Origin of the sequence: Streptomyces sp. MMG1533, from assembly GCF_001279775.1 — a bacterium.
Classification (GTDB): Bacteria; Actinomycetota; Actinomycetes; order Streptomycetales; family Streptomycetaceae; genus Streptomyces.
Window position 1 is genome coordinate 20,638 of the sequence record NZ_LGDG01000219.1, and the last position, 15,464, is coordinate 36,101.

At 68.0% G+C, this 15,464-nt stretch carries 12 protein-coding genes and 1 pseudogene; 8 read left to right on the forward strand and 5 right to left on the reverse strand.

Features of this window, described 5'->3' with window-relative positions; all coding sequences use genetic code 11:
* Nucleotides 1–2 precede the first annotated feature (2 nt).
* The gene (locus tag ADK57_RS24390; RefSeq protein WP_420711890.1) at nucleotides 3–848 is read left to right on the forward strand and encodes an IclR family transcriptional regulator; all 846 of its coding nucleotides are present in this window, start codon (nucleotides 3–5) and stop codon (nucleotides 846–848) included.
* Nucleotides 849–946: 98 nt separating this feature from the next.
* On the forward strand, nucleotides 947–1,384 hold the full coding sequence (locus ADK57_RS24395) for an SsgA family sporulation/cell division regulator (protein WP_053751681.1): 438 nt from the start codon (nucleotides 947–949) through the stop codon (nucleotides 1,382–1,384).
* 216 nt (nucleotides 1,385–1,600) lie between these two features.
* Here the strand turns inward: ADK57_RS24395 and ADK57_RS24400 are convergent, their stop codons facing one another.
* Nucleotides 1,601–3,298 (reverse strand): YibE/F family protein, encoded by a 1,698-nt coding sequence (locus tag ADK57_RS24400; RefSeq protein ID WP_078973307.1) that lies wholly within the window; start codon nucleotides 3,296–3,298, stop codon nucleotides 1,601–1,603.
* A 254-nt stretch (nucleotides 3,299–3,552) separates the two neighbouring features.
* On the opposite strand from ADK57_RS24400, the gene thiC reads away from it, so the two are divergent.
* Entirely contained in the window at nucleotides 3,553–5,355 is a 1,803-nt protein-coding gene (gene thiC / locus ADK57_RS24410; RefSeq protein ID WP_053751683.1) for a phosphomethylpyrimidine synthase ThiC, read from the forward strand.
* Between the two features lie 55 nt (nucleotides 5,356–5,410).
* On the opposite strand, the gene ADK57_RS47800 is transcribed toward thiC, so the two are convergent.
* On the reverse strand, nucleotides 5,411–5,977 hold the full coding sequence (locus ADK57_RS47800) for a hypothetical protein (RefSeq protein WP_234390399.1): 567 nt from the start codon (nucleotides 5,975–5,977) through the stop codon (nucleotides 5,411–5,413).
* Between the two features lie 285 nt (nucleotides 5,978–6,262).
* Between ADK57_RS47800 and ADK57_RS24420 the strand changes: the two are divergent.
* Together ADK57_RS24420 and ADK57_RS24425 are read left to right on the forward strand one after the other, a co-directional pair.
* Nucleotides 6,263–6,394: pseudogene (locus ADK57_RS24420) on the forward strand (thiamine biosynthesis protein ThiC); the annotation flags it as partial.
* 110 nt (nucleotides 6,395–6,504) lie between these two features.
* Complete coding sequence (locus tag ADK57_RS24425; RefSeq protein ID WP_053751686.1) at nucleotides 6,505–7,608, forward strand: hypothetical protein; 1,104 nt, start codon at nucleotides 6,505–6,507, stop codon at nucleotides 7,606–7,608.
* A gap of 88 nt (nucleotides 7,609–7,696) precedes the next feature.
* On the opposite strand, the gene ADK57_RS24430 is transcribed toward ADK57_RS24425, so the two are convergent.
* The 3 genes from ADK57_RS24430 to ADK57_RS24440 form a co-directional block, all read right to left on the reverse strand.
* Nucleotides 7,697–8,557 (reverse strand): hypothetical protein, encoded by an 861-nt coding sequence (locus ADK57_RS24430; RefSeq protein WP_053751687.1) that lies wholly within the window; start codon nucleotides 8,555–8,557, stop codon nucleotides 7,697–7,699.
* 193 nt (nucleotides 8,558–8,750) lie between these two features.
* Entirely contained in the window at nucleotides 8,751–9,833 is a 1,083-nt protein-coding gene (locus ADK57_RS24435) for a metallophosphoesterase (RefSeq protein WP_053751688.1), read from the reverse strand.
* 243 nt (nucleotides 9,834–10,076) lie between these two features.
* Nucleotides 10,077–11,189, reverse strand: a complete 1,113-nt coding sequence (locus ADK57_RS24440) for a LacI family DNA-binding transcriptional regulator (protein ID WP_053751689.1) — start codon at nucleotides 11,187–11,189, stop codon at nucleotides 10,077–10,079.
* A 418-nt stretch (nucleotides 11,190–11,607) separates the two neighbouring features.
* Here ADK57_RS24440 and hisC point away from each other — a divergent pair, with 418 nt between their 5' ends.
* The 3 genes from hisC to cydB all read left to right on the forward strand — a co-directional run bounded on the left by hisC (nucleotide 11,608) and on the right by cydB (nucleotide 15,441).
* The gene (hisC, locus tag ADK57_RS24445; protein ID WP_053751690.1) at nucleotides 11,608–12,687 is read left to right on the forward strand and encodes a histidinol-phosphate transaminase; all 1,080 of its coding nucleotides are present in this window, start codon (nucleotides 11,608–11,610) and stop codon (nucleotides 12,685–12,687) included.
* A gap of 217 nt (nucleotides 12,688–12,904) precedes the next feature.
* Nucleotides 12,905–14,413: a cytochrome ubiquinol oxidase subunit I gene (locus ADK57_RS24450; protein ID WP_053751691.1), complete on the forward strand. Its 1,509-nt coding sequence runs from the start codon at nucleotides 12,905–12,907 to the stop codon at nucleotides 14,411–14,413.
* A 20-nt stretch (nucleotides 14,414–14,433) separates the two neighbouring features.
* Nucleotides 14,434–15,441 carry a cytochrome d ubiquinol oxidase subunit II gene (gene cydB / locus ADK57_RS24455; protein ID WP_053751692.1) on the forward strand — a complete coding sequence of 336 codons (1,008 nt, stop codon included), beginning with the start codon at nucleotides 14,434–14,436 and terminating at the stop codon, nucleotides 15,439–15,441.
* Nucleotides 15,442–15,464 lie beyond the last annotated feature (23 nt).

Below are 15,464 nucleotides of genomic sequence, written 5' to 3' on the forward strand. Positions count from 1 at the left end.
GCATCCGGCCTCCCGAGCAGCCCGCCGCACCGTCGGCGCGGCCGCGTCAGGCAACCCCTCCGACGCAGCGGCAGGCGACCGCGTCACCCGCGCCGCCCCACTCCTCGACCCTCATCGGATCCGTGCAGCGCGCGATGCGCCTGCTGGAATGCGTCGCCGAACACGAATACGGAGCCCCCGCCAAGCAACTGGCCCGCGAGACGGGCCTGGCGCTCCCCACGGCCTACCACCTGTTGCGCACGCTCGTGCACGAGGGCTATCTACGCCGCGACAAGGGGTTGTTCTTCCTCGGCGAGGCGGCCGAGCGGCTGGGCAGCAGCGGAGCCCAGCAGAAACGTCGCAGCACGGTCGCGGAGACGCTCGCAAACTGGCGCGACGCGATCGGCGTACCCGTGTACTACGCGATGTACCGCGATGGCGAGATCGAGGTCATGTGCGTCTCCGACACCCCGGGCAACCCAGCTGTCGAGGAGTGGGCCGACTTCCGCGAGACCGGGCACGCGCACGCCATCGGGCAGTGCCTGCTGGCCCAGTTGGACGACGACGCCCGCCGCGACCACCTCGCCCGCTACCCCGTGCAGGCCATCACCCCCTACACGGTGCGTGACAACCACTCCATGCTCCGGCGGCTCGAACGCATGAGGCGAGCCGAACCGGTGACGGAGCGGCAGGAGTACGCGCTGGGGACGGTATGCGCGGCGATCCCCATCACGGTGGGTGACACGGCCGCGACGATGGCCATTTCCCTGCCCTCCCACCAGGCCGACCGGCTGCCGGGGGCAACGCAACAATTGCAAGGTTCGCTGGCTCGGCTCCTGGGGTCACTCGCGATCTCTATCAGTATCTGAAAACTCACTCCTTGTGATCTATCGTGCACGTTCAGCAAGATTCCATCAGTGTCAGGGAATGGTTCCCAGCCAGTCGACTGCAAGTGACGGAGTAGGCGATGCGCGAGTCCGTGCAGGCAGAGGTCATGATGAGCTTTCTCGTCTCCGAGGAGCTCTCCTTCCGAATTCCGGTGGAGCTGCGCTACGAGACCTGTGATCCCTACGCCGTCCGGCTGACCTTCCATCTGCCGGGCGATGCCCCGGTGACCTGGGCCTTCGGTCGCGAGCTGCTGATCGACGGAGTGGGGCGGCCGTGCGGGGACGGGGACGTGCGGGTCTCGCCCGCCGAGCCCGACTCACTCGGCGACGTGTTGATTCGGCTTCAGGTCGGCAGCGACCAGGCGGTGTTCCGCTCGTCCACGGCTCCGCTCATCGCCTTCCTCGACCGCACCGACAAGCTGGTGCCGCTGGGCCAGGAAGGGGCGCACGCCGACTTCGACGCCCACCTCGACGAGGCCCTGGACCGCATCCTGGCAGAGGAGCAGAGCGCGGGCTGAAGCGTTTCGGCGGGGAAGCGGCGGAACGCTTCGCCGCAGGCGCGGGGTTGTGCAGTAACGCTTCTGCGTGGGTGCGTGGGTGCGTGGGTGCGTGGGTGCGTGGGTGCGTGGGTGTCTGGTGGGCTGGGGCGGGAGCGGGGACGGGGGCGGGTTGATGCTGAGGTCGGCCGCGTCGGTCCGGTCGGCCACTCGGTCGGACCGGTCGGCTCTCCCGTCTCAGCGCCTGCGCCGCCGTCCCTTCCCGCCGCGTGCGGGAGCCGGTCGGCCACCGGTCATTGCCGCTTCCGTTGCCGGCGTCCCCGGCGCCCCTGCTGTCGCAGGGCTCCCCGCCCCCGCCCGGTCGGCCGATACCACCAGGGCCGCGAGCGCCGTGGTGACCGGCACCGAGGCGACCAGGCCGATGGAGCCCACCAGCGTGCGCACGATCTCCTCGGCGACCAGTTCGCTGTTGGCGACCGCCCCCACGCTGCTCTGCGCGATCGAGAAGAGCAGCAGCAGCGGCAGCGCCGCGCCCGCGTAGGCGAGGACGAGCGTGTTGACGACGGACGCGATGTGGTCGCGACCGATCCGTATGCCCGCCCGGTACAGCCCGCGCCAGCCCATGCTCGGATTGGCCTCGTGCAGTTCCCAGACCGCCGACGTCTGGGTGACCGTCACGTCGTCGAGGACACCGAGGGAACCGATGATGACGCCGGCGAGCAGCAGACCGCTCATGTCGATCGACGGATACAGCCCGTGGATCAGACCGGTGTTGTCGTCCGTGTTGCCGGTGAGCGCGGCCCAGTCGATGAACAGCGAGCCGAGGAGGCCGATCAGCAGCAGTGAGATCAGTGTGCCGAGCACCGCCACGGACGTACGGGCCGACAGACCGTGGCACAGGTACAGGGCGATCAGCATGATGGCGCTCGCCCCGACCACGGCCACGACCAGCGGATTCGAGCCCTGCAGGATCGCGGGCAGGACGAAGAAGTTCAGCAGCAGGAAGCTGATGGCCAGCGCGACCAGGGCCATGACGCCCCGCAGCCGGCCCACGACCACCACGGCGAGCGCGAAGATGCCGGCGAGCAGCGCCATCGGGAGGCGACGGTTGACGTCGGTGACCGAGTACTGAAGGTCCTTCGGCGCGGAGGGTTCGTAGGCGACCACGATCTTCTCGCCCTCGTGCAACTGCCGTGACTGGTCCGGCTGGACGATCTCGGTGAACGTACGCCCCTTGTCCTTGCCGGTGTCGACGCGGATGGTCGCCTTCTTGCAGGTGCCGTTCGCCTGTTGCTGCGCCGACGAGCCCTCGGCGGTGGAGGTGTCGCCGGTCGGGGTCTCCCCCGAGGCGTTGACCGACGAACAGCTCACGCTGTCGACCTTGGTGACCGTGGCCTGTTGGGTCTGCCGGTCGAAGCCGACGCCCGTGCGCTCGTGCCCGGGTGCGCCGCCGGGCCACAGCACCACGAGCCCGACCACGACCGCCGCGGCGAACGGGATCAGGATCGCCGCGATGACCTTGCGCAGATGCTTGGAGACAGGCGCTGCCGGCCCGTGGCCATGGCTGTGCGAGTGGCCGTGCCCGCCGCCGGAACCCGGACCGTCAGGCCCCTGCCCGCCGCCGGAGCCGTGGTCACCGTGGCCGTGGCCGTGGTCGCCGTGGTCGTGGCCGCCGCCGGAGCCGTAACCGGGCCCCTCGCCGTGACCAGGACCATGACCGCCACCATGCCCGTCAGCAACCCGGGAGCCTTGTGCACGTCTGTGGTCCCTGGCGCTGAAAAGATCCTGGCCGGTTTCGTGGCTGCCGCCAGGGCCGCCGCCAGGGCTGCCCCCACGGCCGTCTCCACGTCCGCCGTCGTCTCCGTCGCCGTTCCCGCCACCCGGTCTGCGGGGCGGCTCGGAGGGCGGAAACGGGAACTGCTGTGTCGTGGTCACCGACCGATCATCGCAAGAACGACAGGGGCCCTCTGTTCACCGCGCCCGAATTGACGCTAGCGTGGAGGCACCTTTGTACACGCGGGAGCTCGGAGCACCGGGCTGAGAGGGCGCTGACCTCCGTCCCAGTCATGTTTCACATGAAACATCGCCACAAGCGAGTGATGTTTCACACGAAACGTCGACAGACGGAAGCCGCTGCGTCGACCGCCGAACCTGTTACCGGGTAATGCCGGCGTAGGGAGCCAGGTCTCATGACCAACAAGGACGCACGCACGCCTGCCTCCACGCAGAACGAGAACAGCGAGGAGAGCGGGAAGTCCGTCGGCTGGCACAAGGCGTACGTCGAGGGCTCACGCCCCGATCTGCGGGTGCCGGTCCGTCAGGTGCACCTCACCAACGGGCAGTCGGTCACTCTGTACGACACGTCGGGCCCGTACACCGATCCCCTCACCGAGACCGATGTCCGCAGGGGCCTGCCGCCGCTGCGGGAGAACTGGATCACCGCCCGCGGTGACACCGAGGAGTACGCGGGCCGTCCCGTCCGTCCCGAGGACGACGGGATCAAGCACACCTCGCCACGCGGCGGCCTGCGCAACCTCGACGCGGTCTTCCCGGGCCGGCCGCGCCAGCCGCGCCGCGGCCGGGACGGCAGCGCGGTCACACAGCTCGCGTATGCCCGCCGGGGCGAGATCACCCCCGAGATGGAGTTCGTGGCCGTCCGGGAGAACGTGTCGCCCGAGGTCGTACGGGAGGAGATCGCGGCGGGCCGAGCCGTGCTGCCGGCCAACGTCAACCATCCGGAGATCGAGCCGATGATCATCGGCAAGCGGTTCCTGGTGAAGGTCAACGCCAACATCGGCAACTCCGCGGTGACGTCCTCCATCGAGGAGGAGGTCGAGAAGATGACCTGGGCGACCCGCTGGGGCGCCGACACGGTCATGGACCTGTCCACCGGCCGCAACATCCACACCACCCGCGAGTGGGTGCTGCGCAACTCCCCCGTCCCCATCGGCACGGTTCCGCTCTACCAGGCGCTGGAGAAGGTCGACGGGCGCGCAGAGGAACTGACCTGGGAGATCTACAAGGACACGGTCGTCGAACAGGCCGAACAGGGCGTGGACTACATGACGGTCCACGCGGGCGTGCGCCTGCCGTACGTACCGCTGACCGCGAACCGCAAGACCGGCATCGTCTCCCGCGGCGGCTCGATCATGGCCGCGTGGTGCCTCGCGCACCACAAGGAGAGCTTCCTGTACGAGAACTTCGAGGAGCTCTGCGAGATCCTCGCCGCCTACGACGTCACGTACTCGCTCGGCGACGGCCTCAGGCCGGGCTCGATCGCGGACGCCAACGACGAGGCACAGTTCGCGGAGTTGCGCACGCTGGGGGAACTCAACCGGATCGCGAAGCGTTTCAACGTTCAGACCATGATCGAGGGCCCGGGGCATGTCCCGATGCACAAGATCAAGGAGAACATCGACCTTCAGCAGGAGATCTGCGATGAAGCTCCGTTCTATACGCTCGGCCCGCTGACGACGGACGTCGCTCCGGCCTATGACCACATCACCTCCGGCATCGGTGCCGCGATGATCGCCTGGTGGGGCACGGCCATGCTCTGCTATGTCACGCCCAAGGAGCACCTGGGCCTGCCCAACCGTGACGACGTCAAGACCGGCGTCATCACCTACAAGATCGCCGCCCACGCAGCCGACCTCGCCAAGGGGCACCCAGGGGCGCAGGAGTGGGACGACGCGCTGTCGGACGCCCGCTTCGAGTTCCGCTGGGAGGACCAGTTCAATCTGGCCCTCGACCCGGACACGGCACGGGAGTTCCACGACGAGACACTGCCGGCCGAGCCTGCCAAGACGGCGCACTTCTGCTCGATGTGCGGGCCGAAGTTCTGCTCGATGAAGATTAGCCAAAGCATCACAAAGCAGTTCGGCGGTACAGCGGCTGCGGATGCGACGGCTGAGGAGGTCGCTGAGGGGATGCTGCAGAAGTCGAAGGAGTTCGCGGCGAGCGGGAACAGGGTGTACCTGCCGTTCGTGGACTGACCTGGGCAGAAGGCTGGCCGGCGGCTACGACGTCGGCCAGCCTTTTCGCCGGTGCTCAGGGTCGCTGCGCGTTCCGTAGCCGTTCCACCTGCCGACTGATCAGCTCGGTGGGGAACGAGCGGCTTGCGCCCATGCTGAGTTCGGAGAAAGTGGCGATGGTGTTCCCCGTACGGACCACGATGAACTGCTCGTTGCGGTCTCCGGGTTGCTCCGGCCCCATGGGAACGATCTCCCGGAAGGCCACTGCCTCTTCGCCGACCTGCGGCGGTGTCTCCGGGGCCACCGTCGCCTTGAACGGTCCGACGTAGCCCTCACCCTCGTAGGACCGGCAGGTGGCGGGGGCCTCCTTGAGTTCCGCGAAGCGCTGTTCGGCCTCGTCCTCTTCATAGGAGGCGAGTGTCGAGTTGCCGCCCATGATGTTCTCCTTCCAGTTGAATCTCTGGAAGACGTGAGCTAATGACCCCTCGCCGTTGCGGATGTCGATGAGTGGCTGGCAAGCAGGTACGGATATGGGCGGGAAGGAGCGTCCACTTCCTTGCGGCAGGGGTTCCTTCACCTCGATGGGCTCGTGGGCTTGCGGGACCTCTCCGTCCTTGAAGGCGAGGTCCTTGAGTTGAGCCATCGTCAGGGGTGTCACCGCGGCCTTGGCCGAAGGCGTCGTGGACGAGGCTTCAGCAGCGGCCTTCGGCTCCTGCGTCGGGGCACACCCTGACGCGAGGAACCCCCCGATGACAGTTGCTACGGCTCTTGTCGTCAGCCGTGTCGTGCGCGCTTGCATGAGTCCCCCCGGACAGGTGTGGATGAGAAAGCCGACGCTAGTGATTCCGACATGCGGTAGCCAGGGGGTATCCGATCACGGATCGGGGAGCGAGGTTCGGTATCGGTCGACTCCGGGCTGATCCTTCCATCGATGAAGATCTCCCAGGACATCCGCCGCCGGCACGGCGGCAGCCAGGAGGAGGTCGAGGAAGGCATGGCGCAGAAGTCCAAGGAATTCGCGGCGGCGGGCAACAGGGTGTACCTGCCGATCACCGACTGAGCCGATGACCGACCGGGCAGGGGGCAAGCCGGCGTGCGACAGCCCCCTGCTCCGGTAACGGAAGGACTACGACGGCGCTCGGCCTCACCAAGATCCCTACTGTCTCTCGTGTGAGTGGGATAGACGTTGTCAACGGAGTGGTGGGCGCCTTCATCGGCATGCTGTTCGCGGTACTGCTCCAACAGCCCTTGCAGGACGCCTGGTACAGGCTGCGTCGGCGGTCGGCCGGCGCCGTACGCAGTCTGAGACGGAAGGAGGAGTCCGGGCCCGCCTGGCGCACGTTCTCACTGGGGCCTCTGCAGACATCTGCCCTCATCGTCGAAGGCGACGGCGAGTCGCCGATCTCCCCGGAGTCGGTGTACGTGCATGTGCTCGACGGCGAGGTGGAGTTGCCGTCGGACATGGTCGGCTGGCGCGACGAGATCACCGAAGAGAGCGAGCGGCTGCGGGCCGAAGGCCGGACCCCGCTGTGGAACGGGCCGCGGTACGCGGTCGAGTCGGTCGACATCTCCCGTACCGCCTTCGAGGAGAAGCCCGAGGTCCACCTGCGGCTGCGTCCGACCGACTACTACACGTTCCTGGCCGCTCAGCAGCTCGACCGTCGGCTTCCCGACGGCACCTCACCCCGGGCCCGCTACCTGGATCCGGATGAGCCGATGAAGGCCCCGGCCTTCCTGCAGTGCAGCTTCGCCGTCAACATCGCGGTGGTCACCGCGGACGACATGCTGGTGGTCAGTCAGCGCAGCGACCGGGTGCGCATGGCACCGGGCGTCTGGAACTCCTCCGTCAACGAGGGCCTGTCACGGCACATCGACTCGTCAGGGAGGAACGCACCGGATCTGTATGCCTTGGCGCGCCGGGGGATGCGCGAGGAGCTGTCCTTGGAACCGCACGAGTCCTCGCTCGAACTGCTGGCCTTCGTGCTGGACACCGGTAAGCGCCACTGGAGCGGCCACTTCTACGCCAGGCTCACGGAACTGCGGAGTTCTGATCTCCAGGCGCGTATGAGCAGGGGCGTCGCGGACCGATGGGAGCACCAGACCATCGAGTACGTGCCCTTCCGACCGGCAGCGGTGGCCAGGTACATGCTGCGGGAGGACCGCGTCCATCGATGGGCGCCCTTGGCGCCGGCGCTGTTCCACCTCTCTCTCGTGCATGCCTTCGGCCGTACGCCTGTCGAACGCGCGGAGGCGCAGGTCGTCAGGCGTCTCTAGGCAGCTCGCCCTGCGAGCAGCCGATCCTGCGCCGGAAGTTCGGCTTGCGCTCCCCAGGGCGGGGGCGCAAGCCGAGGGGCTGCTCCGGCTACTCCGGCTGGTGTTCCGGCCCCCCGAAGTCCGGGCTGGTGTAGTCCGGGCTCGTGAAGCTGGGGCGCGAACCCGGGGCGCCGTCGTCCGGGCTGCTGAAGCCCGGACGGTCGTAGCCGAGGTGTGGCATACGGCTGGTCGGCGCCGGCGGTGCCGTGCGGCGCAGCGCGGCACTGCCGGGGTCCGCGAGCGCCTCCCGAAGGAACGGCAGGACCCCGCGCTCCAACAGTGCCTCGCGCCAGGCTTCTTTGGCCCGAGCCACCTCCTCGCTCATCACGCCGTACGGCCCTGCTTCGAGTGAGGGCCGGTTGCGCAACGCGGTGAGCAGCAGTCCGACTGCGGCGACGAGAATCGCGGCCGCGGTCATCGCGCCGAACACCCATCCGGTGGTGAGCATGGTCTGGGCGAACGCCGGTTCGGGATCGAGCATCTTCAGGATGTAGCCCACGAGCAGGAAGATCGCCGCGGCCGTTCCGGCGAGGACGGGTGCCAGGACCGCGACGACGGCGACGGCACCCGCGCCGGTCTCGGCGACCTCTCCCATGGTGGTGGCGAGCCCCATCGTGCTCGCGCCCGGTTCCGCGGAGCCGGTTTCGCGCGTGGACGACGGGGTGGACGGCGCCGGTTGGCGCAGTTCCTCGCGGACCTTCACATAGTGCTGGTACTCGGTCGCCGCGGCCGCCGTGATGAGTGCGGTGGCGTTGAGCGCCATGGTGCGCAGCTGTTCCGGGTTGAGCCGCTGACCGACAGCGGCCAGTTCAGGACGGTGTGGGGCGGAGCGCAGCGCCTCGTCGAGGATCCGCTCGTATTCCTGGCGGTCCTCGCTCAGCAGGTGCTGCGGAACGCTGTTCATGTGCATCCCCCGATGCTCCGTAGGGCTTGGGGCTCGCACGCTGACGAGCCGTCGGGCAGAAACGGAGGGGAGCCTGCTACGGATAAGCCGATGGTAGAGCGATGACGGCACGCCGTGACAGGGGGTTTACCGAAAATGCCCTTTGGCCAGCGCCGTCGTCGATCAGTCCGTCATGGGGGGACGCCTGCCCTGTGAACGTTCAGATATCCAGAGGAAGTTGCTGGACCAGCAGCTTTCCGGCCATGGTCACTCCGCCGTCCATCGCGATGGCGAGTCCGTCGGCGTAGACGTGTGGTCCCTCGACCAGGGGCGTGGCCGGGTCCTCGCCCTCTTCGGAGCCGACCTCGCCCAGGAGGTACGGAATGGGGCTGTGGCCGTGAACGATGCGGGTGCCGCCGTACGTGTCGAGCAGGGAGCGCACGGCTTCGGCGCCGCCCTCGTCGCGGAAGGAGAAGCGCTTGGTGAACTTGCGGAACAGGTCCCACACCTCGTCCGCGTCGTTGCGCGTGATCGTCTCGCGGACGGTGTCGTTGACCTCTTCGATGGAGCGGCCGTAGTCGAGATACGCGGTGGTATCGGAGTGGACGAGCAGATGGCCGTCGACCTCCTCGACAGCATCGAGGCGGGCCATCCACTGGAGGTGGTGGTCCTGGAGGCGGTCCATGTCGCTCTTCTGGCCGCCGTTGAGCAGCCAGGCCGCCTGGAAGGTGGCGGTGCCCGCGCCGGAGTTGACGGGGGTGTCGCCGAACCGCTTGGCGCCGAGCAGCAGCAGCTCGTGGTTGCCCATGAGGGCCTTGCAGTAGCCGCCGGCCGCGGCGGCCTCGGCGGACAGCCGCATCACAAGGTCGATGACGCCGATGCCGTCGGGCCCGCGGTCGGTGAAGTCGCCCAGGAACCACAGCCGGGCGGTGCCCGCGCACCAGTTCCCCGCGGAGTCGACGAGGCCCTTCTCCTGGAGGGCTGCCACCAGCTCGTCGATGTAGCCGTGCACGTCTCCGACGACGTACAGCGGCCCGGGGCCGGTCGTCGGCTGCGGGTCGGGTACGGCCGCGGGGTCGATGCGCACCTGCAAGGTGTCACCCCGGTTGATGACCGGCAGGTCGCGCTCGGTCGGCGTGTACCCCTCGGGGTGGTCCACCGGCTCCTCGACCGGTCGCACGGCCTCGCCGACGGGCGCGTCAGGGGGGTACGGACCGGTCTCGTGGACGTACGCGGGCACCCGGAAGTCGCGCAACGTCGCCGCCCGCTCCACCTCGGGTCCCTGACCGGCCCCCTGAGTCATCAGACCCCTCCACCATCACGCCGCATCTGCACCGCTTCGGACTGCCTGGTCGCAGCGGCCCGCGGTGTCGTGGGCCCATCATAGGAATGCGGATCGCGCCATGTGATGACCCAGGGGTGGTGAATCGGAGCAAGACTCCAGTTCATCGCGGCTTTCGCCCCGATTGGGCAGGGCTTCGACCTCCTGGCGATTGCCCTTGCCCCGCCCCGGGGAACGCGCTTTCCCGCTCCGGTCGTCCGCGCGCTACTTCCCTTCGGGCGACCGCGGCGGGCTGACGGTCGTCCGAGGAGGACGTCGCTGGGACGAGGTACGCACGATCAGTTCGGTCGGTATCACCTGCTCGACCGGCTGGTCCGACTCCACCCCCTCGATGGCGTCGATGAGGAGCTGGACCACCGCGGTGCCGATGCGCCGCGGCTTCAGGGAGAGCGTGGTGACGGGTGGCTCGGTGTTGGCGTACACGGTGGACTCGCTGCAGCAGACCAGAAGCAGGTCGTCCGGTACGCGCATCCCGTAGCGGCGGGCGGCGGCGAGCAGGTCGGTGCCGTTCGGGTCGAACAGTCCGTACACGGCGTCGGGCCGGTCGGGGCGGGCGAGCAGCCGGTCGGCGGCGACGGCGCCCGCGCACGGATCGTGCGCCGGATAGGCCTCGTACACCGGATCCTGGCCGACGCGCTCGCACCAGCGCAGGTACGCGGTGGTCGACAGGTGGGTGTACGTGTCCGTCGTGGTGCCCGTCAGCAGGCCGATGCGGCGGGCGCCGGCCTCGGCCAGATGGTCGAGGATGCCGAGTACGGCGGCCTCGTGGTCGTTGTCGACCCAGGCGGTGACCGGAAGCGCGCCGGCCGGGCGGCCGTCGGAGACGACCGGTAAACCCTGCCGGACCAGTTCGCTGACGACTGGGTCCTGGTCGGACGGGTCGATGACGACCGTGCCGTCCAGAGCGACGTTCGACCACACGTCGTGGCGGGAGGTCGCGGGGAGGATGACGAGGGCGTAGCCGCGGGCGAGCGCGGCCGAGGTGGCGGCGCGCGCCATCTCGGCGAAGTACGCGAACTCGGTGAAGGTGAAAGGTTCATCCCCGTACGTCGTCACGGTCAGGCCGATGAGTCCCGACTTGCCGGTACGGAGTGTGCGGGCGGCGGCCGACGGGCGGTAGCCCAGCCGGTCGGCGACCTCGCGGACATGCCGGCGGGTGGCGTCCGGGAGCCTGCCCTTCCCGTTGAGGGCGTCGGAGACGGTTGTGATGGAGACTCCGGCGGCGGCGGCGACGTCTCTGATGCCCGCCCGGCCCGGCCGGCTTCCTCGACGTGAGGTTTCCGCGCGGCTCACCTGGTGCTTCCCTGCTGCTGTCATGGCGAGCCGATAGTAGGGCTCATGCGGTGGGGTAGGGCGGACGCATATGCACGCGTTGACAGGCACGTTTCTGCAAGGTCATCAGGCGTCAAATCCCTTTGAATGCAAGGGAGTTGAACCCTTCAATATCAGGACGTGACTTGTCGGCCCGTGCAAGCCTGCCAAGGGGCCCATGTTTCGAAGAGGTCTCAACTCACCTTTACGAGCGATGCGCGCCAGGGCGTGAGCCACCGGCGCGTAGATATATGTGACAGCGCCCCTCAGGTTCGTGCGCCTTCGTGCGGTGATGCCCCTGATGCGGGCGTGGCGGATGAGGTCGACGCCGACCTGTACGCAGCCGCGCCGAATCCTCATAAGGTGAGGAGTATTGGAAGCCGGCGGTGGTGATGGGCCGTCGGTGGTCGCGAGGAGGACTGCGGTGAGCGAGACGAGCCCGAAGCTGCGCGCCGAGCTGGAGGGGATCCCCACCTACAAGCCGGGCAAGCCGGCGGCGGCCGGTGGCCCGGTGGCCTACAAGCTGTCCTCCAACGAGAACCCCTATCCGCCGCTGCCCGGCGTGATGGAGACCGTGACGGCCGCGGCCTCGTCGTTCAACCGCTATCCGGACATGGCGTGCACGGGCCTGATGAACGAGCTGTCCGACCGCTTCGCCGTCCCCCTCTCCCACCTGGCCACCGGCACCGGCTCGGTCGGCGTGGCCCAGCAGCTGGTCCAGGCGACCTCCGGCCCCGGCGACGAGGTGATCTACGCCTGGCGGTCGTTCGAGGCGTACCCGATCATCACGCAGGTCAGCGGTGCGACGTCGGTGCAGGTACCGCTGACGCCGGGCGATGTGCACGACCTGGACGCCATGGCGGACGCGATCACCGACCGGACCCGACTGATCTTCGTCTGCAACCCCAACAACCCGACGGGCACGGTGGTGCGGCGGGCGGAGCTGGAGCGTTTCCTCGACCGGGTGCCGGGTGATGTCCTGGTCGTGCTCGACGAGGCCTACCGCGAGTTCATCCGCGATGCCGAGGTGCCGGACGGCGTGGAGCTGTACCGCGAGCGGCCGAACGTCTGTGTGCTGCGCACGTTCTCCAAGGCGTACGGCCTCGCCGGCCTTCGCGTCGGCTTCGCGATCGCCCACGAGCCGGTGGCGGCGGCGCTGCGCAAGACGGCCGTGCCGTTCGGCGTGAGCCAGCTCGCACAGGACGCGGCGATCGCCTCGCTGCAGGCCGAGGACGAGCTGCTCGGCCGGGTCGGCTCACTGGTGTGCGAGCGCACACGCGTGGTCGAGGCGCTGCGCGCCCAGGGCTGGACGGTGCCGGAGACCCAGGCCAACTTCGTGTGGCTGCGGCTGGGGGAGCACACGGTCGCGTTCGCGGCGGCGTGCGAGCAGGCGGGCGTGGTGATCCGGCCGTTCCCGGGCGAGGGCGTGCGGGTCACCGTCGGGGAGAACGAGGCGAACGACATCCTCCTGAAGGTGGCGGAGGGGTTCCGCAAGGAGCTCTGAAGCGCGGTGCCGAGGAGCTGTGGAGCCCGCTCCAAGCCGGGTGCCGCCAGGGGGGCCTCCGCTAAGGGGACCCCCCTTCGTATGTCGAAAATTGGTGCGTCATAATTGCTTGTGAATGTGAACGCGTTCACAAACGTGTCCCGGTTGGTCCCGTGATGTGTGTAATACAAGGGACAAACTGCCGCTGTGACCACGGCGACCTAAGGAGACTGACGACGTGGACCTGGCTCTAGCGCCGGAGACATTGGCGCGCTGGCAGTTCGGCATCACCACCGTCTACCACTTCCTGTTCGTTCCCCTGACGATCTCGCTGGCCGCTCTCACGGCCGGACTGCAGACCGCGTGGGTGCGCACGGAGAAGGAGAAGTACCTCAGGGCCACCAAGTTCTGGGGCAAGCTCTTCCTGATCAACATCGCGATGGGTGTCGTCACCGGCATCGTGCAGGAGTTCCAGTTCGGCATGAACTGGTCCGACTACTCGCGCTTCGTCGGTGACATCTTCGGTGCCCCGCTCGCCTTCGAGGCGCTGATCGCCTTCTTCTTCGAGTCGACCTTCATCGGCCTGTGGATCTTCGGCTGGGACAAGCTTCCCAAGAAGATCCATCTGGCCTGTATCTGGATGGTCTCGATCGGCACGATCCTGTCGGCGTACTTCATCCTCGCGGCCAACTCGTGGATGCAGCACCCGGTCGGCTACAAGATCAACGAGGCGAAGGGCCGGGCCGAGCTCACCGACTTCTGGCTGGTGCTGACCCAGAACACCGCACTCGCCCAGGCCTTCCACACGCTCTCCGCGGCCTTCCTCACCGGCGGCGCCTTCATGGTCGGCATCTCCGCCTTCCACCTGCTGCGCAAGAAGCACATCCGCGAGATGAAGACCTCGCTGCGGCTCGGCCTGGTCACCGTCGCCGTCGGCGGTCTGCTCACCGCGGTCAGCGGCGACACCCTCGGCAAGATCATGTACGAGCAGCAGCCGATGAAGATGGCCGCCGCCGAGGCGCTGTGGGACGGCGAGGCGCCCGCCCCGTTCTCCGTCTTCGCCTACGGCGACGTCGACGCCGGCCACAACAAGGTCGCCATAGAGATTCCGGGACTGCTGTCCTTCCTGGCCAAGGACGACTTCAGCTCGTACGTGCCCGGCATCAACGACGTCAACAAGTTGGAGCAGGAGAAGTTCGGGCCCGGCGACTACCGGCCCAACATCCCGGTCGCCTACTGGGGCTTCCGCTGGATGATCGGCTTCGGCATGTCGTCCTTCGCCATCGGGCTGGCCGGACTCTGGCTGACCCGCAAGAAGTTCCTGCTGCCGCAGCACCTCAGGGTCGGCGACGACGAGGTGCCGCATCTGGTCCTCTTCAGGAAGAAGCCGCTCGGCCCGAAGCTCACCACGTGGTACTGGCGCATCGCGATCTGGACCCTGGCCTTCCCGCTGATCGCCAACTCCTGGGGCTGGATCTTCACCGAGATGGGCCGTCAGCCGTGGGTCGTCTACGGCGTCCTGCAGACCCGGGACGCGGTCTCCCCCGGCGTCTCCCAGGGCGAGGTCCTCACCTCGATGATCGTCTTCACCAGCCTGTACGCCATCCTCGCCGTGATCGAGGTCAGGCTGCTCGCGAAGTACGTCAAGGCCGGCCCGCCCGAACTCACCGAGGCCGACCTCAACCCGCCCACGAAGATCGGCGGCGACTCCCGTGACGCCGACAAGCCGATGGCCTTCTCGTACTAGGCCGAGGGAGCTGCACAGTCATGGAACTTCACGACGTCTGGTTCGTACTCATCGCCGTCCTGTGGACCGGGTACTTCTTCCTGGAGGGTTTCGACTTCGGGGTGGGCATCCTCACCAAGCTGCTGGCGCGTGACCGGCCCGAACGGCGGGTGCTGATCAACACCATCGGCCCCGTCTGGGACGGCAACGAGGTGTGGCTCCTCACGGCCGGCGGCGCGACCTTCGCCGCCTTCCCCGAGTGGTACGCCACGCTCTTCTCGGGCTTCTACCTGCCCTTGCTGATCATCCTGGTCTGCCTGATCGTCCGGGGCGTCGCCTTCGAGTACCGGGTGAAGCGGCCCGAGGAGAACTGGCAGCGCAACTGGGAACACGCGATCTTCTGGACCTCGCTGATCCCGGCGTTCCTGTGGGGCGTGGCCTTCGGCAACATCGTGCACGGCGTGAAGATCGACCGGAACTTCGAGTACGTCGGCAACTTCTGGGACCTGCTCAACCCGTACGCCCTGCTCGGCGGCCTGGTGACGCTGACGCTGTTCACCTTCCACGGTGCGGTGTTCACGGCGCTCAAGACCCTCGGCGACATCCGGGAACGGGCGCGGAAGCTGGCGACGGGAGTCGGTCTCGCCACGGCTGTGCTGGCTCTGGTCTTCCTGCTGTGGACGCAGATCGAAGGTGGTGACGGCAAGAGCCTGGTCGCGCTCGTCGTGGCGGTGGCCGCACTGGTCGCCGCGCTCGTGGCGAACCAGGTCGGGCGAGAGGGCTGGTCGTTCGCGCTGTCCGGGGTCACTATCGTGGCCGCCGTGGCGATGCTCTTCCTGACGCTCTTCCCGAACGTCATGCCGTCCTCGCTCAATGAGGACTGGAGCCTCACGGTCACCAACGCCTCGTCCAGCCCGTACACCTTGAAGATCATGACCTGGTGCGCGGCGATCGCCACGCCGATCGTCATGCTCTACCAGGGCTGGACCTACTGGGTGTTCCGCAAGCGGATCGGTACGCAGCACATCGCCGCCGAGGCCGCTCACTGAGTCCGACAGGGGGTGTGGTGCAC

Excerpts from the sequence above, each read along its gene's own strand:
- ADK57_RS24440 (WP_053751689.1), bottom strand. The coding sequence starts at position 11,189 with ATGACAGCAGCAGGGAAGCACCAGGTGAGCCGCGCGGAAACCTCACGT.
- ADK57_RS47800 (WP_234390399.1), bottom strand. The coding sequence starts at position 5,977 with ATGGCTCAACTCAAGGACCTCGCCTTCAAGGACGGAGAGGTCCCGCAA.
- ADK57_RS24435 (WP_053751688.1), bottom strand. The coding sequence starts at position 9,833 with ATGACTCAGGGGGCCGGTCAGGGACCCGAGGTGGAGCGGGCGGCGACG.
- ADK57_RS24395 (WP_053751681.1), top strand. The coding sequence starts at position 947 with ATGCGCGAGTCCGTGCAGGCAGAGGTCATGATGAGCTTTCTCGTCTCC.
- thiC (WP_053751683.1), top strand. The coding sequence starts at position 3,553 with ATGACCAACAAGGACGCACGCACGCCTGCCTCCACGCAGAACGAGAAC.
- cydB (WP_053751692.1), top strand. The coding sequence starts at position 14,434 with ATGGAACTTCACGACGTCTGGTTCGTACTCATCGCCGTCCTGTGGACC.
- ADK57_RS24430 (WP_053751687.1), bottom strand. The coding sequence starts at position 8,557 with ATGCACATGAACAGCGTTCCGCAGCACCTGCTGAGCGAGGACCGCCAG.